The organism is Sphingobacterium sp. UBA6317 (assembly GCF_002440385.1).
Lineage (GTDB): Bacteria > Bacteroidota > Bacteroidia > Sphingobacteriales > Sphingobacteriaceae > Sphingobacterium > Sphingobacterium multivorum.
Genome location: NZ_DJTD01000002.1, coordinates 51,495 through 76,795 on the forward strand (window position 1 = coordinate 51,495; position 25,301 = coordinate 76,795).

General features: G+C 41.1%; 18 protein-coding genes. 6 read left to right on the top strand and 12 right to left on the bottom strand.

From position 1 onward, the window contains the following. Nucleotides 1-275: 275 nt before the first annotated feature. The 3 genes from B3E92_RS00285 to B3E92_RS00295 all read left to right on the top strand — a co-directional run bounded on the left by B3E92_RS00285 (nt 276) and on the right by B3E92_RS00295 (nt 4,735). The gene (locus B3E92_RS00285) at nt 276-1,307 is read left to right on the top strand and encodes a tetratricopeptide repeat protein (protein ID WP_159332628.1); all 1,032 of its coding nucleotides are present in this window, start codon (nt 276-278) and stop codon (nt 1,305-1,307) included. A gap of 207 nt (nt 1,308-1,514) precedes the next feature. Beyond that, nucleotides 1,515-3,641, top strand: coding sequence for a carboxy terminal-processing peptidase (locus B3E92_RS00290; RefSeq protein WP_286894813.1), 2,127 nt, complete (start codon nt 1,515-1,517; stop codon nt 3,639-3,641). Nucleotides 3,642-3,904: 263 nt separating this feature from the next. After that, nucleotides 3,905-4,735: a universal stress protein gene (locus B3E92_RS00295; RefSeq protein ID WP_286894815.1), complete on the top strand. Its 831-nt coding sequence runs from the start codon at nt 3,905-3,907 to the stop codon at nt 4,733-4,735. A gap of 88 nt (nt 4,736-4,823) precedes the next feature. Here B3E92_RS00295 and B3E92_RS00300 read toward each other — a convergent pair whose 3' ends face one another. Continuing rightward, nucleotides 4,824-5,231 (bottom strand): DoxX family protein, encoded by a 408-nt coding sequence (locus B3E92_RS00300; RefSeq protein WP_286894816.1) that lies wholly within the window; start codon nt 5,229-5,231, stop codon nt 4,824-4,826. Nucleotides 5,232-5,467: 236 nt separating this feature from the next. Here B3E92_RS00300 and B3E92_RS00305 point away from each other — a divergent pair, with 236 nt between their 5' ends. After that, nucleotides 5,468-6,298, top strand: a complete 831-nt coding sequence (locus B3E92_RS00305) for a universal stress protein (RefSeq protein WP_286754139.1) — start codon at nt 5,468-5,470, stop codon at nt 6,296-6,298. A 41-nt stretch (nt 6,299-6,339) separates the two neighbouring features. On the opposite strand, the gene B3E92_RS00310 is transcribed toward B3E92_RS00305, so the two are convergent. Beyond that, a complete protein-coding gene (locus B3E92_RS00310) occupies nt 6,340-7,242 on the bottom strand; it encodes a S66 peptidase family protein (protein ID WP_286894817.1) in 903 nt (300 codons plus the stop codon). A 410-nt stretch (nt 7,243-7,652) separates the two neighbouring features. Here B3E92_RS00310 and metG point away from each other — a divergent pair, with 410 nt between their 5' ends. After that, on the top strand, nt 7,653-9,722 hold the full coding sequence (gene metG / locus B3E92_RS00315) for a methionine--tRNA ligase (protein WP_286768757.1): 2,070 nt from the start codon (nt 7,653-7,655) through the stop codon (nt 9,720-9,722). 94 nt (nt 9,723-9,816) lie between these two features. Here metG and B3E92_RS00320 read toward each other — a convergent pair whose 3' ends face one another. The 10 genes from B3E92_RS00320 to B3E92_RS00365 form a co-directional block, all read right to left on the bottom strand. Further along, entirely contained in the window at nt 9,817-10,611 is a 795-nt protein-coding gene (locus B3E92_RS00320) for a GLPGLI family protein (protein ID WP_286894819.1), read from the bottom strand. A gap of 70 nt (nt 10,612-10,681) precedes the next feature. Beyond that, a complete protein-coding gene (locus tag B3E92_RS00325) occupies nt 10,682-13,468 on the bottom strand; it encodes an outer membrane beta-barrel protein (protein ID WP_286894821.1) in 2,787 nt (928 codons plus the stop codon). 218 nt (nt 13,469-13,686) lie between these two features. Further along, a complete protein-coding gene (locus B3E92_RS00330; protein ID WP_046673766.1) occupies nt 13,687-14,127 on the bottom strand; it encodes an RrF2 family transcriptional regulator in 441 nt (146 codons plus the stop codon). A gap of 91 nt (nt 14,128-14,218) precedes the next feature. Continuing rightward, on the bottom strand, nt 14,219-15,862 hold the full coding sequence (pafA, locus tag B3E92_RS00335) for an alkaline phosphatase PafA (RefSeq protein WP_112375273.1): 1,644 nt from the start codon (nt 15,860-15,862) through the stop codon (nt 14,219-14,221). Nucleotides 15,863-16,002: 140 nt separating this feature from the next. Continuing rightward, nucleotides 16,003-18,804, bottom strand: coding sequence for an excinuclease ABC subunit UvrA (gene uvrA, locus B3E92_RS00340; RefSeq protein WP_286894824.1), 2,802 nt, complete (start codon nt 18,802-18,804; stop codon nt 16,003-16,005). Nucleotides 18,805-19,117: 313 nt separating this feature from the next. After that, the gene (gene typA, locus B3E92_RS00345) at nt 19,118-20,923 is read right to left on the bottom strand and encodes a translational GTPase TypA (protein WP_046673762.1); all 1,806 of its coding nucleotides are present in this window, start codon (nt 20,921-20,923) and stop codon (nt 19,118-19,120) included. Between the two features lie 78 nt (nt 20,924-21,001). After that, nucleotides 21,002-22,192 (bottom strand): glycine C-acetyltransferase, encoded by a 1,191-nt coding sequence (kbl, locus tag B3E92_RS00350; protein ID WP_046673761.1) that lies wholly within the window; start codon nt 22,190-22,192, stop codon nt 21,002-21,004. Nucleotides 22,193-22,521: 329 nt separating this feature from the next. Then, nucleotides 22,522-23,769 carry an ABC transporter permease gene (locus B3E92_RS00355; RefSeq protein WP_112375269.1) on the bottom strand — a complete coding sequence of 416 codons (1,248 nt, stop codon included), beginning with the start codon at nt 23,767-23,769 and terminating at the stop codon, nt 22,522-22,524. Nucleotides 23,770-23,923: 154 nt separating this feature from the next. Beyond that, nucleotides 23,924-24,349 carry a DUF2147 domain-containing protein gene (locus tag B3E92_RS00360; RefSeq protein WP_286727529.1) on the bottom strand — a complete coding sequence of 142 codons (426 nt, stop codon included), beginning with the start codon at nt 24,347-24,349 and terminating at the stop codon, nt 23,924-23,926. Between the two features lie 259 nt (nt 24,350-24,608). Then, entirely contained in the window at nt 24,609-24,731 is a 123-nt protein-coding gene (locus B3E92_RS00365; RefSeq protein WP_286894827.1) for a hypothetical protein, read from the bottom strand. A gap of 72 nt (nt 24,732-24,803) precedes the next feature. Here B3E92_RS00365 and B3E92_RS00370 point away from each other — a divergent pair, with 72 nt between their 5' ends. Further along, a complete protein-coding gene (locus B3E92_RS00370) occupies nt 24,804-25,145 on the top strand; it encodes a phage holin family protein (protein ID WP_112375452.1) in 342 nt (113 codons plus the stop codon). Nucleotides 25,146-25,301 lie beyond the last annotated feature (156 nt).

Here is a 25,301-nt window from a genome sequence, read left to right on the forward strand (position 1 = left end):
TAATTTTAAAGGTCAGCATTCGCCGCCCGATAGTACTTTAACATTTTTTCACACAATTTTTAGTCATATTTGCTCTATTATATATGTAAATTGCTTTTGGCAGAGCATAACCGAACGTACAGGTTTATCGAATCAAGGAGTAGATTGCTCAAATATGCCCTTTAGCTAAATTTATGTAGACGTTAATGATAACGTAATATTTTATGAGAATGACAAAATACTGGATTTCTATATTTACCATCCTGGCAATGTACATAAATATACCTAGTCAGGTTATGGCGCAAAGCGCAGACAAGGATTATACCGGCGCAATAAAAAAATACGATGCTTCATTTAAGGGGATTGGTCCCGAGGTTTATTTTTTACCGCCACCAAAATCCGCCAATGAAATACTGGCAGAGAATTATGCGGACAAGAAATCGTTCAGCAAAGAAATTGCAAGGCAACTCCTGCTACAGCGACTGTTATTGCAACTGCGGAGCACCAATAACCTGGGGCATTTTCAATATTTAATGAATCCGATGCCAGCTACAGCGAATACCTGGAATGACGCGATTGAGGCACAAAAGAACGCTCAAAATTGGATCTCAAGCTATGCCTTATCGAATGAAGCCGCCTTATTTTCAATTAAAAATAACGATAGCAGCAATGCGTCAAAGTTTTTATATCAGGCACTTTCTTTGGCAAATCGTACCGATAACAAGGATGACATAGCCACCATCAATATGAACATCAGCAATTTCCAGCTGTATCGTGGCGACTTTGTACGCGCCGAGGAGAGCGCACAAAATTATCATACCTATGCGATGACGAGCAAAAGCTATGCGGAGCAAGCCAATGCCTGGCTGTTAATTGCCATGGCTCGAGCCGGTCAGGGAAATTATAAAGCGGCGGAAAATAATATTATCCGTAGTGCAATCCCCCTATTCAATAAGGCCAAAGCCTATGAAGGGAAAATTTTTGCCTGGGAAATGCTTGCCGAGATTTATTTTAAGCAAAATAAATTTACCGAGGCACAGTGGTTTCTGCTACAGGCCCGCGATTTGGCCAATGCCAAAAAACTAAGTAGCGAGCTCGCTGAGATTGAATACCTGCTGGCCTCATCCAAGCAAAAAGATGGTAATTATAAGGTAGCGATCAAAGAATTTGTGCAAGCTGCTGAACTGGCTTCGGATGAAAATAACAAACAGCTCTCACTCGCGATATTGGACAAACTCGGTGAGGTGTATCTTGTGTTAAAAGACTATCCATCTGCTGATCAGACCTACAAGGCCTATACGCAGTTAAAAAATGAACTGTATAATTGAAACAGTTAAAACAATCTGCCTCTTCCATTGGTCTGTTGAAAGAGCAGTCTACAAAGCGATTTTAAGCCTTTTGTAAATATTAAAGGATAAATCAAATAAATTTTTAGATTCTGCGGTAATGTGCTACGAATTTCACTAAATTTAGCACGCTTATCAATAAGAGCTGAATATTTTTTAAAAAGAATGATTATTAAAACCGTCGAAAATATGTTTAGGAAACTCATATTTGCACTTTTTGTTGTATCCATTGTTTCTTGTGGTTCAAAACCACGGGTAGCGTTGCCTGAAGATGGGGGACTTAAGCCAAGTACACAACATCAGATCATCGCGAAGGAAGTCTCTGGATTATTGGAAAATGCGAGCTACAAAAAGGTCAAAATGAATGATTCGATATCGGGTATCATATACGATAATCTAATCAAAAGTCTGGATCAGGGAAAAAATTACTTGCTTCAATCGGATATTGATGCATTTCAAGCGTACAGAAGCAATCTTGCACAGGATATCAAAAATGGAGATCTTTCTGCGGCATTCCATATTTTTAATGTCTATTCCAAGAGATACCTGGACAGAATGCAATATGCGCTTTCAGAAATCGATAAGAAACAGGATTTTACCAAGGATGAGTATTATCAACCTAACCGTGAAAAACTAGGCTGGTTCAAAACCGCAAACGAGGCCAACGACCAATGGCGCAAACGCGTAAAATACGATCTGCTCAACTTGGAAACCGCGAGTGGCAAGTCTACCGACAGTGCGAAGACCAAACAGGTGGAAACACTAAAGAAACGCTACATTAATTTGATTTCGCAGGCTAAGAAAACAAATGCAAACGATGCCTTTCAGGTGGTCATGCAAGCATTGACAGATGCTGTTGACCCGCATACCTCTTATTTTAATCCATCCTTTGCACAGGCATTCAATGAAGGAATGGCCAATACGTTTGAAGGAATTGGCGCTCGGCTCATGATAGACAATGAAGCCATAAGTATCAACGAAATTATCCCGGGTGGACCAATATTCAAAGACAAAAGCATTCATGTCAACGACAAGATCATTGCAGTTGCCCAAGGAAAAGATGGTGAATTTGAAGACATTATTGGCTGGAGACTCGATGCTGCTGTAGCAAAAATCAAAGGGCCAAAAGGAACTATTGTTCGCCTAAAAATTATACCTGCAGGTCAGCCAATGAACTCTCATCCGCGCATTGTTTCTTTAGTACGTGAGAAAATCGTCGTTGAAGAAGAGTCTGCAAAGAAAGAGATCATGAACGTGAAAGGTGCAGACGGAAAGATGTATAAGATAGGTATCATCAACATTCCTAAATTCTACATGGATTTTGACGCTTACAGAAGACGCGATCCAAACTATAAGAGCACAACGAGAGACGTCAGGTTAATCCTAGACACCTTGAAGCAAGAAAAAGTTGATGCTGTGGTTATCGACTTGCGATTCAATGGCGGCGGATCATTACCGGAGGCAATTGATTTGACAGGTTTATTTATTGATAAAGGTCCAGTTGTACAAGTAAGGGATACAAAAAATAATATCGATGTCGAAGAAGATAAAAATGCCGGTGTGTCCTGGGATGGTCCATTGGGCATCATGATCAACCGTTTCTCAGCTTCGGCTTCTGAAATCTTTGCCGGAGCTATCCAGGATTATGGCAGAGGAATTATATTAGGCTCTCAAAGTTATGGTAAAGGAACAGTGCAATCGGCAATCGATATGTCACGTGTCATTAGCCCGACTAGCCGCTTACTCCTAAAAGCCTCAGGTGAAAAAGATCCGGACACCCCAGAAGGTGCTCCTCAATATGGGCAGATCAATATCACGCTGGGCAAATTCTATCGTGTAAACGGTAGTAGTACACAACATAAGGGGGTTACACCGGATATCGTATTCCCTTCTCAGTTTTCTGCAGAGAAATTTGGAGAGAGCTCAGAAAAATCAGCACTTCCTTGGGATCAAATCCAATCGAGCAACTTCAAAAAAGTAGCTGACCTAAGTGGCGTTGACAAGAAATTAGAAACAATGCACGAGGCACGCATTAAAAACTCATTGGAATATAAGTATCTGAAAGAGGATATTGAAGAAGCTCAAAAAGATGAGGATGTTAAAATTCCATTGGAGCTGAACAAATTCAAGAAAGAGAAAGATGACAACCTCAAGAAAAATAGAGACCGCATCAACGCTTTATTGAAATTGCAGGGCAAACCGGCTTGGGAGGAAGGAAAATCCCAACCTAAAATTGACCTGGATTTTGTGAAAGATGAAAGCGCCAAAGTGATGACCGATTATATCATCAACTTTGGAACAAAAAAACCTTTATAATTTCACTAGTAACAGAAGCGATCATTGAGCTAAGGAAAGGCAACCGTAATCACGGTTGCCTTTTTTTATGACACTCATCACAATAGGGAGAGTTTAACATTAAATTCACGTTTTCTTTGTAACTTATCGCTACATTCATTGTTTTAGTAATATACCGGTACTGCTTGAAGTCCGAATGATTCCCTTAGCTCATACGCTAAAGATTTGGCAGGACAGAATGCACCAACCAGGTTATAGAAGTTAAACGTATAAAAAAGAACATCATGAAACGTATCCTCCTGTTAACTGACTTTTCAGAAAATGCTCTTCTGGCAGCAAAACAAGTTGCGCTGTGTACAGAGGCCTGGAAAACTGAAAAAGTTATTGTCTACCATACTTACAATAGCGTTACCCTTGTCAATAACGAACCGATTGTCATTGTCAATGATGAGGTGAAAGAGGCCAAAGAGAAGGAACTGACACAGTGGTTTGACCAAATTAGATTGTTGTTCCCACCACAAGTGGAATTATCCCATCAGATGGAAGATATTGATTTACCCATGGGAGTCAATGACATGTGCAAATCGCACGACATTGACCTTGTCGCATTGGGTATCACCGGACAAACGGGTTTTGCTAAGATCCTGGTCGGAAGTAATGCCATTACGCTGATGGACATCTGCAATAAGCCCATGCTTATTGTTTCTCACAAGGTAAATCCTGCCGTTCCCAAAAATGTATTGGCGACAACCGATCTGAAAGAGGTGGACCGAAAATTGGATTTATTCAACCTGGATCGGGTGCTGGACACCTTCAATGCACAATTGTATGTTTTGAATGTCGCTAAAAAAGAAGGTTCAGCGGCAGACCTGGCACAGGAACTAAAGCATCTGCACGAGCGCTTAGACAAATACCATCCTATTTACGACTATATCAGCCATGATGATATTACAGAAGGTATAGCCGAATATGCCAAAGAGAAACATATCGATCTCATCCTTTCATTCCATAAAAAGCAAGGACTATTGGCCAGCCTCTTTAAGGCTAGCATATCGAAAAAAATAGCCTGGAATGGCGCCGCGAACTTGCTTGTTATCCCCATGGAGAGGTCATAGGAGAAAAATAGCAAAGCCGCAATCTATGATAGATTGCGGCTTTTGCCGTATAGTTCTTCCCCCGGGAAGTCTTTCCTCCGGGATTCTATTATTTCTTATCAACCGAATGTTTACCCGGTCCAATAAGGATAAGTCCTAAAAACACAAAGCAAAGCTCAATCGCATGTGAAGCACCAGAGATACCATCTCCTTTAGAAAGATGCATTAATCCAGCAATGACCATCGTAAATGCGAGCAATAATGCCGCTGGTCTGAAAAAGAGTCCCAGCAGTAAAAATAGGCCACCAACAGTTTCGGTCGCAGCAGCCATAAAGCCCCAAAAAGTAGGCATAAAATGAATACCGATATTACCCATTGATTTACCAACCCCTGCCCAGAGCTCAGGGCCGCCCTGTAACTTAGGAAGACCGTGCATGATCATCATCACCCCCAGTCCAATACGTAAGATCAACAATCCTGTATCCCTATATTTACCCAATGAATTCCAAATTGCCATAAAAAACGGTTAAATTATTAAGACTTAAATTACCAATCTCCCTAAATTAATGAAATTATTTAGATTGAGCGCCTCAAAGCATCTGTTATGTTCATAAAACTATTGGATTTATGATACTTAATGTGTAATTTAAGGCTATAGACCCGATTATAAAGCGCTGAAATAAGCATCAACAATACCGTCTAAGGCTTGTACAATACCTAGCCGCGGATTATGGATAAACAAATAACTAAAGGATGAAAAACCTACTCTTGTTAACAGACTTTTCGGACAATGCCTATGCTGCTGCTCGATATGCCGCACAATTAGCTCCACTTTGGGGCATTGAAAAGGTTGTCCTATACCACACATACGAAGTAATCCCTACCGTAGGTACTGAACCTGTTGTCATAAGCAATTCGGAAATCCTGGAAGAAAAACAAAAGGACCTCAATACCTGGCAGCAGGAACTAATGTTGCTTTTCCCTGAGGGTATTGCCTGGAAGTCCGTTCTTGAAGAATATGAACTTAGCTATGGTGTAAACCGTACCTGTGCTGAGGAGGACATTGACCTTGTCATCGTCGGAACTGCAGGTAAAAGTGGCTTAAAGAAACTGCTTCTTGGAAGTAATACCCTCAAGCTGATCGAAAATTGTCACACACCATTACTGGTGGTCCCCGCACGGGCAGAGTTTAGGGTACCCAAAAAGATGTTGATCGCCACCAATCTCAAAGAAGTCAAACTAAAATTAAACCGTCTCCTGGTGAATGCGTCGGAAGTATTACGTAAAAGTGAGGTCTATGTCGTACATGTGACTAAAGAAGATCCTGCAAATAAAGCGGTAAATGCCGAAATAACGATCATGCAGGACTTATTGGCTCCTTATCATCCCATCTATAGCTATATCCTCCATGCGGACATTGCTTCAGGGATCAACCAATACATCAATGAAAACCATATCGACATGATGGTCACTTTCCATCGGGACAAGGGTCTATTAAGCCGAATTTTCAATACGAGTATTGCGCAAAAAATGGCCTGGAAGAGTCAGGCTGCCATGATGGTCATCCCTGTACATTCGGGATAATCTGCAGATAAATGATGCAGCCAGAGGCTGTTCGGTTATCCCTACAAATAGGTTAACTGAACAGAATTCTCCGTGGTTTTCAGCGCTACCTTTCGCCCCAATACAAGGGCATGATTGTCATCAATATGCCCTGCTGGATAAGCAAATGCTACGGGGAAATCGTACTCTTTGACTTTATCCCATACAATTTCCGCTACACTTTGCCCAAAAGCTGGATCGTTGTCCTTCATGGCAGAGAAGCCACCGACAATCAGACCATTTAATTTTTTTAGTTTTCCAGCACGTTTCAATGCCCAGAGCATTCTGTCGATGGAATAATAAGCCTCACCTACATCTTCAATAAATAATATTTTATTCTTGTAATTGACATCCGAATCGGACGCAAGTACAGACAGTAAGATCGCCAGATTTCCACCCACCAGTTTTCCTTCTCCCTCGCCTGCACGATTGGGGAATAGGGCTTGCTCATAGGCAAAGTCCATACGATGACCGAACAATGCATTTTGTAAGGTTTCTAAAGAAGCTTTAGTCCCAGTTTCGAAAGACTTGGGCATCTGTCCATGTATGGTCGCAATTTTATAGTTCCGTTGAATATGGCTATGCAATACGGTTATATCACTAAAACCCACCAACCACTTGGGATTTTTTTCAAAGTTTGAAAAATCGATTTCGTCGACAATACGAACACAGCCGTAACCTCCGCGCGCCGCAAAAACAGCTTTAATCGACGGGTCATCCAGCGCCCACTGCAGATCGGCGGTGCGTAAATTGTCATCTCCGGCAAACTGATGAAACGATGCCCCAACAGTCTTCCCAATGACAACCTCCAGCCCCCAACTCTCTAATGTTTTTATGCCAACATCAATAGATCCACGTATAAAACTCGCAGGACAAACAATAGCGACTTTATCGCCTTCTTTCAGAAAATCAGGAATTTTGGACATATTTTTTTATCGCTAATGATCAAACAAAACCTTCATGGCTTCGAAGACACCAACCGCTATGCAAGCGAACTGAAGAATCTTTCTGGCCAATAACATCAAACACTTTCGAAAAAAAGGACCTCTACATTGCAAAGTCCGATTAGAAATATACTTGATATATGGTGCTTATATGTACAAATAAACGTAAATTTATCTAAGTTTTCTACCGCTATGTTGAATAATATTTCTACGATAACAAGAGGTTAAATAGCAGCGTATTTTAATCAAGTTGCCGTAATCGTAGAAATTAGCCAAAACAAGAATTCAAGAATAAATTGTTCGATATGACATGCATTTATATTGCATATAAACAGCAATTTATCTAAGTTTGCCAAAGGAAACAAGTACACACTTTAATATACTTTCAAGCATTGAGTATTCTAGATAAAAAACGTTATACCATCACATCGGCATTACCTTATGCCAATGGTCCTTTACATATTGGACACCTTGCCGGAGCTTATATCCCAGGGGATATCTTTGTCCGTTATCTGCGTCTAAATCAAAAAGATGTAGTCTATGTATGTGGTTCAGATGAGCATGGTGCGGCGATTACCATCCGTGCAAAAAAAGAGGGCATCACCCCACAGCAAATCATTGACAAATACAACAAACAAATCAAAGAAAGCTTTGAAGAGTTTGGTATCTCTTTCGATATCTATCACCGTACATCGGAGCCAATACATCACCAGTTATCGCAAGATTTCTTCTTGAACCTTTACAATAAAGGTGAATTTGTCGAGAAATTTTCGGAGCAGTATTACGATGAGGAATACCATCAGTTTTTGGCTGACCGCTATATTACGGGAACTTGTCCAAATTGTAAGTCTGAAGGAGCCTATGGTGACCAATGTGAGAAATGTGGAACATCACTTAGCCCAACAGATCTGATCAACCCGATTTCAACATTGAGCGGAAAGACACCGGTTTTGAAAGAAACAAAACATTGGTATCTTCCATTGGACAAATACCAGCCTTGGCTTGAAAAATGGCTGATCGAAGGAAAGAAAAATATCCTGAAGTCCAACGTTTTTGGTCAATGTCAATCGTGGCTTAAATCCGGTTTACAGCCGCGTTCAATGACAAGAGATCTGGATTGGGGCGTTGATGTACCTTTGGCTGAAGCAGAGGGTAAAAAACTCTATGTATGGTTAGATGCGCCTATCGGTTATATCTCAGCAACAAAACAATGGGCTTTGGATCATGGTAAAAACTGGGAAGACTATTGGAAAACCCATGAAAATCCAGCAGACGATTCTACGCTGATCCATTTTATTGGAAAAGATAATATTGTTTTCCACTGCATTATTTTCCCGGCGATTCTTCATGCACACGGCGACTATATTTTACCAGAAAATATTCCAGCCAACGAATTCCTGAACCTGGAGGGCGACAAGCTGTCCACTTCTCGAAACCATGCGGTTTGGTTACATGAATACCTTCAGGAATTCCCGGATAAACAGGATGAATTACGTTATGTATTGACATCCATCTTACCGGAAACTTCAGATGCGGAGTTTACCTGGAAAGATTTCCAAGCTCGGATCAACAATGAGCTGGTTGCTATTTTTGGTAACTTTGTCAACCGCGTCTTGGTACTTTCTCACAAATATTTCGATGGCAAAGTATTGAACGGCTCGCCACTAACAGCTGTAGATCAAGCGGTACTGGATGAACTAAAAGCATACCCTACTTCTATCAAATCGTCTTTGGAACAATTCCGCTTCCGTGAGGCATTGGCAGAATTTATGAATGTAGCGCGTCTGGGCAACAAATATCTTGCCGATGAGGAACCATGGAAAATCATTAAAACAGATGAGGAGCGTGTCAAAACAATCCTAAATGTAGCGGCTCAAATCGTTGCCAATCTTGCCGTTCTTGCACAACCGTTTTTACCGAAAACAGCTATCAAATTATTTGAAATGCTTAATTTTCCACAAGGAAACTGGAACGACGCAGGTTCAGATGCTTTGATCAAAACTGGACACCAACTGGGTGAAGTGCAATTGTTATTTGACAAAATAACCGATGAACAAGTCGACTTCCAACTAAACAAACTTGCTGAAGCAAAAGCAAAAAATCTAGCTGATAATGCAAAAGTTGCTCCTGCGAAAGAAAACATTAGCTTCGATGATTTTGTTAAAATGGATATCCGTGTCGGAACTATTGCAGCCGCTGAAAAAGTTGCCAAAACCAAGAAATTGTTAAAATTGACGATAGACACCGGCTTAGACACGCGCACAGTCGTTTCGGGTATCGCAGAATTTTTCAGTCCTGAGGAAATCGTAGGCCGTCAGGTATCTATCTTGGTCAACCTTGAACCTCGTGAAATCAAAGGAATTATGTCGCAGGGAATGATCCTGATGGCAGAAGATGCTGATGGACGATTGGATTTTGTCAAACCGGATACAACAATTAAAGTAGGAAGTACGGTACGTTAATATAAAACCGGCATTTCTTTTATACAAAAAGCCTGTTCGTATGAACAGGCTTTTTTTTCATCTCGACGGGACAAGAACGGTATAAGATTAATCCCTAAAAGAGTATACTCTGCAGTCGTTTTTTAAAGGCCTTCTCATCCATATAGTCATAGACGGTATCTTTCAGCTTCTTTATGATCTCCGTTCTGGATTCCGCAACCACCTTTTTCTTTTTGGTCAGCACATTGGAAAATGCTGTATTGGTAATCTCCACCTTTGTGGCAAACATATTGACATTCATGCTCGGGATAGATATCCCCATTACCAGACCTGGGAGCCCATGGATAAGCTCTGGACCACCCGAGATAGGAATTTGTCCCGCAAAAAAAGCTACTACATAGACCGAATCTTGAATAACACCATTTGCTCTCCGACAATCATATCCCGCAATATTTCGGTATTCATCCGTATATTTCCATTTAACCGCAGGCAAAGAATCTTTGAGCAACAACTGCTCATCTCCAAAAGGGAGCAACTTTAAAAACTCCTGATTTTGGAAATTAATATAGGTTTTTGAATCGGGAAGAATAGAATTATAGTAAGTCACATTACGATAATTCGCAGGATAATCCTGCTGCAAGGTTTCAAACAGGGTTTCATTATCGTAAAATTTCAAAATATGGTGGGTCACCACCTCAGCGGGCCCATTTTTCACGGCATTGTCGACCATCAGCTTATCCCAGGTATCTAAATCGGGCTTGCTGAGATAATTACGCTTTAAGAAATTCTGCACATGGAACTTCCGTTCATAGGTGACCGTTCCGCTGCTCGGAAAATAAGCATGTTGTGCGTGGGCTGTACCCGCACACAGCAATAATACCCAAACCATCAACTTGATATACTTACTCATTTGGCATCTCCTTTCATCTGTAAATAATTTAATTTTTCCATCGGCCAGATGGCTTTTTCTGTTAATTTAATCATGGACGGTTCATTGTTGTAAAATTGTAGATTACTTTTAGCATTCCATACCGACGCAATACGTCGTTGCTGGTCTGAATAAATGAAGTTCCATTCTGATAACGATACACTCCATTATTTTTGTTCAAAATATCATTGACAAATACCTGTACCTCCAAGGACTTATCTTTCAATAATTTCTTGGAAACATAACCATTCATATTAATGATATTAATGGATTCAAGCGTTTTTGTAGCGGCCTGATAATTCTGGTTTGTCGACAGGGAAATTTTAAAGTCTTTTGGTAAATAATAGGTAATCTCCGAGAACGTCCTGAATTTAAAAGTCGTCCGGTTCAACTCAGGCTGCAAATAGGAATTCATCTGCTCCGCACCAGGGCTCATGGAGATGTAAAAATCCATTTTGTTTGCTTTATATCGGCTAAAACCAATACTTGGTGCTACACTCCATGTTTGATTTCTATTGAGCTTTGGCTCTTCATTGAAGGAGGATAAGTAGCTAAATTGGCTGTTATACTGCGCATTCATGCCAAGATTCATTTTTAATCCCCATTTTTTCTTCAATACAAAACTGTATCCACCACCACCATACATACGCCAATTGTCTTTATCAATATTGACGTAGGAAATTTGCTGCGTACCTTTATCTAGATCATAGCGCACGCTATTGTTGATACTTTTCTTTCCTTGATCTGCACTCACATAAAAATAGATACTCTGATCCTTTAACTGCTTGTAGTTATTGAAATTAACTGAATAGGAGTTATCAAAGCCAGCTTTCAGATCTGGATTATCCAAATACTCGACGAGTGGCTGGGAATTTTGTTTCAACGGCTCTATTTGTGTCAACGAAGGCTGGCTCGTGCGGCCGCTGTAGCGGAAGCTTACATTTTTGCTTTTCGAGATTTTGTAGTTGATGGAAAGATTTGGAGCAACAGATGTCTGGTTCCGCTGCAGTATTGTATTCAGGTTGTTATAGGTTCTCTTGACCTGTTCAAAATCAACTCTATTGCTCAAATTTACTGTTAATGTATTCGACTTGTAATTCAAGGAGGCGTTGACACCATTTTTTAAACTGTTAAAATCAAAATCGTTTAGCAGGTTTTGGTCCAATACCGTATATTTTCCTGTAGCCGGATCTTTATCAAATGACTGATTGAGTGTTTCTGATTTATTTTGATTGAATGCATAACCTATTGCAGCGGTCAGCCTTTTAGAAAGCGGCTCCGAATAGGTTACTGAAGCACCGTAGGTATTATTCGCCAGCTTATCATTTTTATATTGATCGATCAAGGTTGTATCTCCGGAACTTTGGAAGAAGTTTTCCGAAAAATACTGTGTTTTGTTGCGATTTTGATCTGCATTCGCATTGACATTGAAAGTAATGGAGCGGCGGTCCTTTTTGAAACGACGTGTAAGCATCGCATTTATATTAAATCGATCCTGATCGTTATTTAAATCTGTCCTGGATGAAGTCCGTGTAATCAATGTGCCATCCAATTTACGTTGATCTGCTTCGGAATTGGATAAATTGTCACGGCTAGATTTGGTAAAGCCCATGGTGACAGTAAGGTCAGCAAGCGAATCAAGCTTATAGTCATACCGTAGATTTGCAATATTTGCCTGTGTTTCTGTTTCAGATGTGGTCACATTATTATCTACCTGTGCGCGTTCAGGAAGGTTATTCTGTGCGTTGTATGTACTTGTATTGTTGACATTGATCTGATTCCGCTTGAAGTTGACATTGATCTTATGCTTATCATCTTTGGACTTATCCGAATAGCTTGCTCCCATGTTGACAGCCTTAGGTACGCCACCACCATAGTATTTACCGTCCCATCCCCCATCAGAACCATCACCACCAGAGGAAATCATAATGCCTCCGCCCTCCATCATCTGCACATTGCTACTTCCGCCCACACCATATTTTTGGCTATCTTCAAACCCCAATCCGACCATTCCATCATTGGCCAGAATACCATAAGCAGCAATTTTCTGCGAGCCCTTAAACTTATTGAGCATGACTTTTCCGCCATAATATTTATCGGTACCAGCTCCCGCAACAGCCTGACCGAACATTCCCTTTTTCTTATCTTCTTTGAGCTTGATATCAATTGTCTGTGTACGTTCTCCGTCATCCACGCCGGTACGTACGGCAAGATCCGATTTCTTTTCATAGACCTGTACTTTGCTGACCATATCTGACCGAATATTCTTAGTGATTAGCGTTGGGTCATCGCCAAAAAACTCTTCACCATCAAGCAACACCTTTTTCACTTCCTTCCCCTGCGCGATGATCTTGCCTGATCCATCCATTGTAATACCCGGTAATACCTTTAGCAGGTCTTCCACTTTAGCATCCTTCTCTACTTTAAAACTACCTGCATCATATTCTATCGTATCGCCTTTGATCACCACCGGAATTTTACCATTTACCTGAACCTCTTCCAGCAGTAGAGCTGCCTTGGATAGCTTTACAATACCGATATCTAAGTCTTGGGCAGCCACATGGATATCCTTTACCAAGTCAGCATACTGTGGATAGGAAACCACCATTTTATAGGTACCTGTGTCTAGATTAGCAATTTGGAATGTTCCATTTTCCTTCGTCCGGCCAAATTTAACCAAAATCGAATCTTTGGGACTGAGCAGCGCGATTGAAGCTTGATGTAGTTTTGCGAGATCTTTGATATCTGCCACCGATCCCACAAGTTTATGTTGTGCATAGGACTTGGAACCCAGGACAGAAAATAAAAGAAACAAAACTAGGGAATAGGTTAGTTTCATAAATTTTCGTTTATATATTGTCGGGGTAAATATATAAATGTTGCTACGGAAAATTCGTAAAATAATGTTAAATAATTATGCAATTAATAAAATAGACTTGACTCCTTCAAATAAAACACGATAATACACTCTATACCAATTATTTTACCGCACACAAAAAGAGGCGTAACTTATTTGTTACGCCTCCAGTATAAATAGAAAAATATATTTTATTTCCTTTAATCTACATTCAGGTTCAATTCTTTTTCTTTATTGATTAAATGGGCAATACTTGTATCGTTTAAAATCTGCAACATGGCATTTCTCACCTCTACAAACGTATCGCGTATGCCACAGGCATGTTCCTGTGTACACTCTTCACACGAGCGGTAGAAGTTTAAGCTCACGCAGGGTAGCAAGGCTATGGGTCCATCGATCAGGCGCATCACCTGGGATAAGAAAACATCTTCAGGAGCCTTATTGAGGCTGTAACCACCACCAGCTCCTTTTTTGCTATAGAGAATTCCGGCATTTCGCATTTCAAGCAGAATTTGTTCCAAGAATTTTTTTGGAATATTCTCCTCCTGCGCAATCTTCACGATTTGCATCGGCTCATTACCGTAATTACGACCAAGCACCATCAGTGCCTTTATTGCATATTTTGTCTTTTTGGACAGCATAATTTGTTAACCCCCTGTTGAATTGCAAATTTACGTTTTTTATTCAATAGAATAAAACCTTCATGATTTCACGCATGCAGCAACAGTTTCCTTATTGCCCCAATACCGCCGTGATCGGTTTTCCGATGCTACCATTGGGCTCAGTAATGTGGAGTAGTGAAGAAATTGTCGGTGCAATATCCACAATATGTACCTCTGTATTAGATACACCCGGTTTAATTCCCCAACCCATAAATACCAAAGGAATATGAGAATCATAGCCAGACCAGGTACCATGTGTTGTACCAGTCGAGCGCGGCGTACCATCATACCATTGTGGCTCACAAACGATCTGAATAGCACCACTACGTTTAAAGTTGTAACCGTTGATCATTTTTTCGCGAATAGGCGCCGGGATCATCAGACTTTCCCCTTTTTCCATATCAGCAACATACGCGACACCTTCGGTATGGCGAAGTTCACGAATGATGGTCTCTTTTATTTTATCACGATCCAAGTTCAACGAATCAATCAATTGATTATTTAAGTGCACCTGGTAGTTCATCATGCTTTTAACAAGCTTCTCTTGTCCAAATTTTTCTTTAAGGGTTTTGTTAAGTCCTGTGATAATCTGACGAGAATAGAAATAACCACCATTTCCTTTCATATCCATAAAGAACCGAGAGTTATAAGAAGCACCATGATCTGCAGTCAGGAAGAAGGTATAGTTTCCCTTACCCACGGTCTTATCCAGGTAGTTGAAGAAATCAGCAAGCTGTTTATCAAGCTGAAGATAAATATCTTCAATCTCCACTGCTGTCAATGAATAACGGTGTCCAACGTAGTCTGTTGCTGAAAGGCTCACACAAAGGAAGTCGGTATTTTTAGTTGGGTTATTTCCCATCTGCTCATTTTTGATTGCTTCCATTGCCAGGTCCAAGGTAAACTGATTTCCCATTGGTGTGGTTTTGATCAGCTCATAGCCTTCGTCTTTCATTAGCTTAGAAGTTGCGCGCGGCAAAGTCGGTTTTTCTTCGCCAGGGTATTTACCTTCGTAAATATTATCATCTGCAATGCTGTTGGCCGCATAGGTACTAATATCATACATAGGCTTCCAGTCGCCTTTTAGGTACTTTTCAGCTAATTTACGCTTATTGAAGTCCACCACCCATTTTGGTAATTTATCCATGTAGAAATTAGAGGTGATCCAATCGCCTGATTTTGCTTCGAACCAATACGCCGCATCGGCAAAATGCCCCGCTGGCAAAATACCACCGCGGTCTTTGATGGCAATACCGATCACTTTGGACTTAAAGTTAGAAGCGAGTTTCAATTGATCCGTTACAGTCGATGCAAGCAAATTACGTGGAGACTGCTGCCCTTCCTTGGCGGTAGTCCCTACACCGACAACATTATCGTCCTGCGTACAGTACATATTTTTACCCGTCTGTTCTTCGATCCAGTCATTGCCCGCAATGCCATGTATGGAGGGAACGGATCCTGTATAGACCGAACTGTGCCCAATGGCTGTGTATGTCGGAATATAGTTAATCAATGTATTTTCACAGGAAAATCCTTCTTTCAAAAGTCGTTTGAAACCATCATTTCCATATCGATCCGCAAAACGATATAAATAATCCCAACGCATTTGATCCACCATCAGGCCGACAACCAATTTTGGTCTTTCCGGTTGTTGCGCCATGGACGAAAGTGCTGCTATTCCAAGGACGACACTTAAAAAAAATCTTTTAATCATAATCGTATTAAGTATTAAAATATTAGTTTTTTATTTCGTGTAAAGTATCCATCAGGCCTTAACAAAAGGAACAATAAATCGTAACATATTGGTAGCCCAAGTCTCCTGATATCGATTACTTCACTTCGCTAAAGTAGGGTTTAATCTTTTAAATGTGCTTTTAAAAATTGACCTGTATAAGAATCTTTACAATGGATAAGTTCTTCCGGAAGACCCGCAAAGACTAGCTTTCCGCCTTTATTTCCACCTTCTGGACCAATATCGATCACCCAATCTGCCGATTTGATCATATCCATATTGTGCTCGATCACCAATATACTGTTCCCTAGGGCAATCAGTGCATCGAATGATTTCAATAGCTTTTTAATATCCTGAAAGTGTAAGCCTGTTGTTGGCTCATCAAAGATAAAGAGTGTCTTCTTACTGTTATTACCCTTAATCAGGAAAGAGGCCAGTTTAATGCGCTGTGCTTCACCGCCAGACAAGGTACTCGAAGATTGTCCGAGCTTCACATAGCCCAGCCCAACGTCCTGTAAAGGCTGTAACTTAGCCAATATCTTCGGCTGGTCTGCAAAAAATGTGATCGCTTCATCCACACTCAGCTCAAGCACATCCGCTACTGACTTATTTTTGTAATGTACATCAAGTACAAATTGCTTAAATCTCTTTCCTCCACAGGCTTCACATGGCAAAATTATATCGGCCATAAATTGCATTTCAATCTTCACCTCGCCTTCACCCTGACAGATATCACAACGTCCGCCTTCCACATTAAATGAAAAGGCTGCCGGCTTCAATCCTGCCGCTTTGGCCGGCGCCTGGCTGGCATATAAAGCCCTGATCTCATCCCAGGCTTTCACGTAAGTCACCGGATTCGACCGTGAAGAGCGACCGATTGGATTTTGGTCCACCATTTCAATTTGTTCGACCTCTGTGATATCTCCTTCAATCGCATCATAAACACCTGTTTGTTCACCCGAATAATTACCGATCGATTTTTGCAAAGCCGGATAGAGAATACGTTTGACCAAAGAAGTCTTTCCGGATCCCGAAACCCCGGTGACCACGGTGAACGTATTTAAGGGAAACTGAACGTCAATCCCCTTCAGATTATTCTCATGGGCGCCTTTAATGGTCACGCTATTGGTCCATGGACGGCGTTTTTGGGGTACCTCAATCTGGCTTTTGCCACTGAGGTATTGACCCGTAAGACTTTTTGTGTCTTTCAGAATCTGCTGATATGTACCCGCAAAGACCATCTCGCCGCCATTGATTCCCGCTTCCGGTCCGATATCGATCAGGTAATCGGCAGCTTCCATCATTTCCTGCTCATGCTCGACCACTACAACCGTATTGCCAACATCGCGGAGGGATTTCAGCACAGAAATCAGGCGCTGTGTATCACGTGGATGGAGCCCGATACTGGGTTCGTCCAACACATAGATAGAACCTACGAGCGAACTCCCTAATGAAGTAGCCAGGTTGATCCGCTGCGACTCACCGCCTGAAAGGGTATTCGACAGCCGGTTCAGCGTCAGATAACTTAATCCAACATCGCACAAAAATTTCAACCTGTTATTAATTTCAGCAAGAAGTCTTTTGGCAATGACCAACTCATTACCGACCAGCGGTAAAGTTTTAAAAAACGCCAAAGCCTCCTCAAGCGGCATCAATACGATATCGGTGATGGACTTGCCCCCTACTTTCACATAGGTAGCATCTTTTCGCAATCGGGTACCGCGGCAATCCGGGCAATCTGTCTTCCCACGGTAGCGCGATAACATCACACGGTATTGAATTTTATAGGTTTGGGCTTCAAGTTCTTCGAAGAACTGGGTAAGGCCTTCAAAATATTGATTTCCCGTCCACAGTAGCTCTTTCTGCGCCGCAGTCAGGTCCATGTATGCACGATGTATTGGGAAATCAAATTTCAGTGAACTTTTGACAAGTCTCTGTAGCCACTCGCCCATTTTCTCTCCTCGCCAAGGTGCAATCGCGCCATCGTAAACCGATCGGCTCTTGTCTGGAATAACAAGATCGGGATCAATACCAATGATCTTTCCATAACCTTCACATCGACGACAGGCACCATAAGGATTATTGAAACTGAAGAAATTTGGTGTAGGTTCTTCAAAGGTTATGCCATCAAGTTCAAATTTATGGGAGAAATGATGTCGCTGACCATTTTCCTCCATATAGAGCTCGCCTTTACCCTCGAAAAAACCTGTTTGGACCGAGTCAGAAAGTCGATTGACAGTATCATCGTCCTGTTCAATGCGAACCCGGTCGACGACAATAAGTACTTCACCATCCTGGAGGTCTTTGTTGGCGATGGACTTATCATCGATAATAGTTTCGATTTTCTGCATACTATCACCATAGAAGACACGCACAAAACCTTTCTGTAACAGGAGCGACAGTTCTTCCTTAAGTTTACGCCCATGGGAAGGTATAAGCGGAGCAAGAAGTGTCACCGTTGTCCCCTCTTCTAAATTCAACGCAAAATCCACCACTGAACTCACACTGTCTTTGGTCACCTCGCGGCCTGATACAGGAGAAATTGTCTTGCCTATCCGGGCATACAACAATTTCAGATAATCATAGATCTCAGTGGATGTCCCCACCGTCGAACGAGGGTTGGACGTAATGACGCGTTGTTCTATGGCAATCGCAGGAGCAATACCTTTGATGTAATCCACCTCCGGTTTATTCATCCGTCCCATAAACTGTCTTGCGTACGAAGAAAGACTCTCGACATAACGTCGTTGTCCTTCGGCGTAGAGCGTATCAAAAGCTAAGGATGATTTTCCTGAGCCCGACATTCCAGTGATAACAACTAATTTATTTTTAGGGATATCAACGTCAATATTCTTTAAGTTATTAACTCTTGCACCCTTTATCTGAATATATTCTTTTGGAGTATGCTCCACCTGTTTACTCATAATAATCCTTATCTCACACAAAGTTACGTATTCTTGGCTGATTATATTCCTGCGAATTAAAAAGCAATTCGGTTTTCTATCACCTGAATTTCAAAAAAAGTTTATGATCTCGCATGCAGCAATAGCAATGATAACGAATTCTTTCTATCCATTAGCCGCCCTCGGTGAGTTCATTGGCCCCTGCATGATAACAAATAGGTCTAAAAGTAACAGATCCACAAATGTTTGCTAAGGCCGCGCTTTGAATTATCAATAACGAAAAAAGCCATCGAATCAGATTCGATGGCTTTTTTATATAGCTTTTAACTATTGACTATTGAAATTTCTTCGCGTTTACTTTACGCTCGTTTTCAGTCAAATAGATTTTACGCAGACGCATTGATTGCGGTGTCACCTCAATATACTCGTCAGCTTGAATATACTCCATACATTCTTCCAAGGAGAATTTGATTGCTGGTGCAATACGTACGTTGTCGTCAGAACCAGAAGCACGCATATTTGTCAACTGTTTTCCTTTGGTAACGTTGATCGTTAAATCATTGTCACGGATGTGTTCACCTAGGATTTGTCCTTCATATACATCTACACCTGGATCTACGAAGAAACGACCACGGTCTTGTAACTTATCGATGGAGTATGCTGTTGTTGAACCTGTATCCAAAGAGATCAATACACCAGCCAAACGACCAGGAATTGTACCTTTCCAAGGCTCGTAACCTTTCAAACGGTGTGCCATAACAGCTTCACCAGCTGTTGCTGTCAACACGTTGTTACGCAAACCGATGATACCGCGAGAAGGGATAGAGAACTCAAGATGTTGCATATCTCCTCTAGCTTCCATAATCAACAACTCACCTTTACGTTGGGTCACCAACTCAATTACTTTTCCTGACACATCAGAAGGAACGTCAACAACAAGTTCTTCGATTGGCTCACATTTTTGACCATCAATTTCTTTGATGATAACTTGTGGCTGGCCTACTTGCAATTCATAACCTTCACGACGCATTGTTTCGATCAATACCGACAAGTGAAGGATGCCACGTCCGTATACCAACCAAGCATCTGGAGACTCTGTAGGAACGACACGTAGTGCTAAGTTTTTCTCCAACTCTTTTTGTAAACGATCGTAGATGTTACGTGATGTTACCAATTTACCTTCTTTACCGAAGAAAGGAGAGTTATTGATGGTAAACAACATGTTCATTGTTGGTTCATCAATGCTGATAACTTCCAATTGCTCTGGATTTTCAAAATCTGCAATGGTATCACCGATATCGAAACCTTCGATACCTACTACGGCACAGATATCACCTGCATTTACTTCAGGCACTTTGATGCGGCCAAGGCCTTCAAATACCTGTAGTTCTTTTACACGTGATTTCACAACTTTTCCGTCACGTTTCACCAAAGAAACCGGTTGGTTTTCCTTGATCGTACCACGCGCAACACGACCGATAGCGATACGTCCTACGAACGTCGAATAATCCAATGATGTTACCTGCATTTGCAAAGTACCTTCAGATACTTCTGGTGCAGGGATATATTTGATGATGGCTTCCAACAAGTCCGTGAAGTCTTCAGTACGATTTTTCCAATCTGTAGACATCCATCCTTGTTTTGAAGAACCGTACAATACTGGGAAGTCCAATTGCTCTTCAGTAGCACCTAAGTTGAAGAATAGGTCAAAAACATGTTCGTATACTTCTTCAGGACGACAGTTTTCTTTATCGACTTTATTGACAACGACGATAGGTTTGATACCTAATCCCAAAGCTTTACCTGTAACGAAACGTGTTTGAGGCATTGGTCCTTCGAAAGCATCGACCAATAGCACTACTCCATCAGCCATCTTCAATACACGCTCTACTTCACCACCGAAATCGGCGTGACCTGGGGTATCGATGATGTTGATTTTAACACCTTTATATGTTACTGATACGTTCTTAGATACAATAGTGATCCCGCGCTCACGCTCTAAATCATTATTGTCTAGGATTAATTCACCAGCATTTTCATTTTCTCTGAATTGATTGGTAAAATATAAAATTTTGTCTACAAGCGTAGTTTTACCGTGGTCGACGTGAGCGATGATCGCAATGTTTCTAATGTTTTGCATTGAGCAAGAATATTTTTATAAAATTTTAGGGTGCAAAGATAAACATTTTGCACCATAAAATTTATAACTATGTGTATTTTATTTAATTACACCTAATTCTTTACCTACTTTGGTAAAGGCGGCGATTGCTTTATCCAGGTGAGCAACTTCGTGTCCTGCCGAAATCTGCACACGGATACGGGCTTTTCCCTGAGGTACAACAGGATAGTAGAAACCAATCACATAAATTCCCTCGTCCAACATCTTGGATGCGAATTCTTGCGCTAATTTCGCGTCATACAGCATCACAGGTACGATTGGATGGAAACCTGGTTTGATATCAAATCCAGCAGCCGTCATTTTTTCACGGAAATAAGTTGTATTTGACTCCAATTTATCGCGCAATGCAGTTGTCTCACTCAGCATATCTAAAACCGCTACAGAAGCTCCTGCAATTGCTGGTGCCAGGGTATTCGAAAATAGGTATGGACGTGAACGCTGACGTAACAAATCGATGATTTCTTTTTTACCGGAAGTGAAACCACCAGAAGCACCGCCTAAGGCTTTGCCCAAAGTGCCCGTAATAATGTCTACACGATCGATAACATTGAAAAGCTCGTGTGTACCACGTCCCGTTGCACCGATAAATCCAGTACAGTGCGACTCATCGATCATCACTAGCGCCTGGTATTTGTCTGCTAGATCACAGATCTGATCCAATGGAGCTACAGATCCATCCATCGAAAATGCGCCATCTGTAACAATGATTTTATGTCTAGCACCAGATGCAGCCTGCAATTGTGCTTCCAAATCAGCCATATCTGCATTTTTATAACGGAAACGTTGTGCTTTACACAAACGAACACCGTCAATGATAGAGGCGTGATTCAATTCGTCAGAAATGATGGCATCTTCAGCACCAAATAAGGGTTCAAACACACCACCATTCGCGTCGAATGCTGCCGCATATAAAATAGTATCTTCTGTTCCGAGGAACTTTGAAATTTTTGCTTCTAATTCTTTATGCACATCTTGGGTACCACAGATGAAACGTACGGATGACATTCCATAACCATGTGTATCAATCGCTTTCTTAGCTGCTTCGATTACTTTGGGGTGCGAAGACAGACCCAAATAATTGTTCGCACAAAAATTGACAACTTCCTGTCCTGTACTCACTTTGATGTCTGCTCCTTGAGGCGTAACGATTACACGCTCTTGTTTATACAATCCCGCTTCTTTGATTGCTTCCAATTCCTTTTCTAAAACTGGTTGTAATGTATTGTACATAATTCGATTTTATTTTTTTATACAATATTACAGTTTTTCATTGAGATAATGTGTTTTTCAATGGCTAATGAAGCGATCAATAGCATAATTTTTTCGCAATGCTATTGATGGTTTTCATTGGAATAAGTTGCTTTACCTTTCGAGAAAAGGGCTATTCACGGAGAATTCACCCCAAATCAATGATTTGGTAACATTAAACCGATTGCATAAAATTCCTTTTTTCAATCGCCCTACTTTTCCTCTTGCTTTGATAGCGACCAACAGGGAGACATCTTCGGGCTGCAAGCAGGGTGAATGTAAAAATAGAGCGATAGGGTGGCCAATGTGAATTACTCGTAACGAAGCGCGTCGACGGGATCCAGTTTAGACGCTTTTGAGGCGGGGTAATAGCCCGATAGCATACCAACGAGTCCACATACCGCAAAACCTAAAATTATCGCTCCCCAAGGTATAATAAAGGATGTGCCGAGCTGTAGCGCCAGGATATTACCGATCAGGATACCAATAAAGATTCCGGCCACACCTCCGATCATACAGATCACGATGGCTTCCATCAAAAATTGTTTCCGTATAACACTCGGTGTTGCACCGATCGCCTTGCGTATGCCGATCTCCCGGGTACGTTCAGTAACCGAGACTAGCATAATGTTCATCAATCCGATTGAAGCTCCCACAAGGGTTATAAAAGCAATCACCACGGCTCCCAAAGTAACCATAGCCATATTTTGCATCAGCATCTGGGCAACCGCATCTGATTTGGTGATTTCAAAATCATTGGACTGCCGTGATGTCAATCCGCGGATATTCCGAAAGACGATGGTAGCTTCGCCGATTGCGGCTTCCAATCGCATCGGATCATTGGAAGAAACAGTTATCACATAGGAGGGCTCGGTACCCTGCATCACTGCCCGGGCCTTGATCAGTGGAATAAAGCAGGCCCTATCCCCGCCCATCCCGGCAGAAGAACCTTTACTTTTTAAGACTCCTATCACCAAATAGCGGATATTGTTAACCGTAATAAACTGCCCTATTGGATCAATAATTTCGTTGAATAGCATTTTACTCACTTCACTACCGATGATAATCACGCCACTACCTGTTTCAACCTCCCGCGTAGAAAAATTACGGCCTTCGCTAACAACATACCCTGATGTCTGCAGATAATTTTCATCTGTCCCGATCAGGCCGATATTGGGGTTTGTTTTTTTGGATTGATATTTTGCGGTCGTATTCCAACTTACATTAGCACTGATCGATGTCAGCGCATTAAAGTGAAAATCCTGTCTGAATCTTGCAGATTGTGCATAGGTAATATTAGCAAAGACTTTTGAGCGAGTCCCTTCATTACCGATCCGGACATTTAATCCCCGGTTGCGTATGTTGAAGGAATTTGATCCCATGGATGAAAAGGAATCTGTTAGCGAGTTTTTCATGGCATCAATCGAGGTCAATACTCCTATTAATGCCATCATCCCTATGGCAATGATCAGTGCTGTCAAAAATGTCCGCAGCTTATTCCCTACAATGGACTGTAGTGCAAGCTTGACATTTTCAACATAAGACATTTTTACGGCCATAGAGCTGGTATTTATAATTTGTAGGGATGAAAATACTGTAATTCCAGCACAAAACCAAAAAGGCAATTTACTTCCAAGAAATAAATTGCCTTTTGGATGGAATCTGACCTATCCATGCAAGCGGATTATGTTGATTTTGTGGCCATTTTCTGTCTTAATTAATTCTTTTCAATGTCTCGGTGCGTCCAAGCAAGCTCACACCAACATAGCCCCTGATATCAAGCTTATCTCCTTTTAAGGTCATCTTGCAGCTATACGTTTTGCCCGATTTCGGATCGTAGATCTTGCCATCAACATAAGTATTGCCATCTTTATCAAAATTGGTCAAGATTTCGAGTCCTTGCACATTTCTGCCCTGCAATGCTTTATCTGGGTTTTTTATATCTTTCTTAGGCTGACCGGCTTCATTATTTGGAAATTTCAGCCAATAGAGTTTTCCAAAAAACTTATCGCCTTTCTTGTAAATTTCAACACGACCTTCGCCGCTTGGGTTTTCCCACTTTCCGATGATGGGATCGGTCTGCGCAAATAATGCCACTGTAGTAAGCAGCATTATGAATGACATCATAATTTTCTTCATGGGTCTATTATTTTATGAACTTAATTCTTTCAATTTCCCCGCTATTGGCGATCCGATCGCTTGTTTAAACGACTTAAATACGTCTTTCAATTCTTTTCCACCATCGGCAATCGTCATACATAACACGCATAATCGTTGATGACCATACGGCTAGAGCATGCATAGCTTCTGAATAAATATACAAAATATTTACTATGCTTGCATATATTTTTTATTCCAGTATTGCTATTTATCAATCAGCCCCAGTTATTAATACAAGTTAACGATCCATCCATCCATCCATCCATCCATCCATCCATCCATCCATCCATCCATCCATCCATCCATCCATCCATCCATCCATCCATCTAACCCCAAAGATTAAAAACGATAATTTAAACAAAGTTTGGCATTGGGTTTGTACGACAATTATTATATTATTACTTTATTTACTCGTTATAAATTAGCACATATTATGAAATTTATTATTAGTCTTTTAGTTACTGGCCTGGTAGTCGCAATTGCTTGCTGGGTTGTCCCTGGTGCGGAAGTTGCTGGTTTCGGCTGGGCGATCGTTACAGGACTTGTCATTGGATTTGTCAACGCCACTGTGGGATCGATTTTAAGGTTATTTACTTTCCCATTGAATTGGATTACCTTGGGTCTAGTTTCCTTTATTATTACCGTATTAATGGTCTTGTTGACCGATTCACTTCTCGGCTCCAAATTTGATGTACATGGATTTTGGACCGCAGCGCTGTTTGCCATTGTCGTTGCCATATTGGAAATGATTATTGGCAGTATGTCAAAAGATTAAGAGTACATTCATTACATAGCATAAGGGGCTATCCAAAAAATTGGATAGCCCTTTTTCACATTCCTCCATTGAAATAACCTATCAGTTGAAATATATTTTTTACCGGTCCGATTCCTCTAAAATAGTCGTCTTTATGGATGAGTTTATCCCCATTCC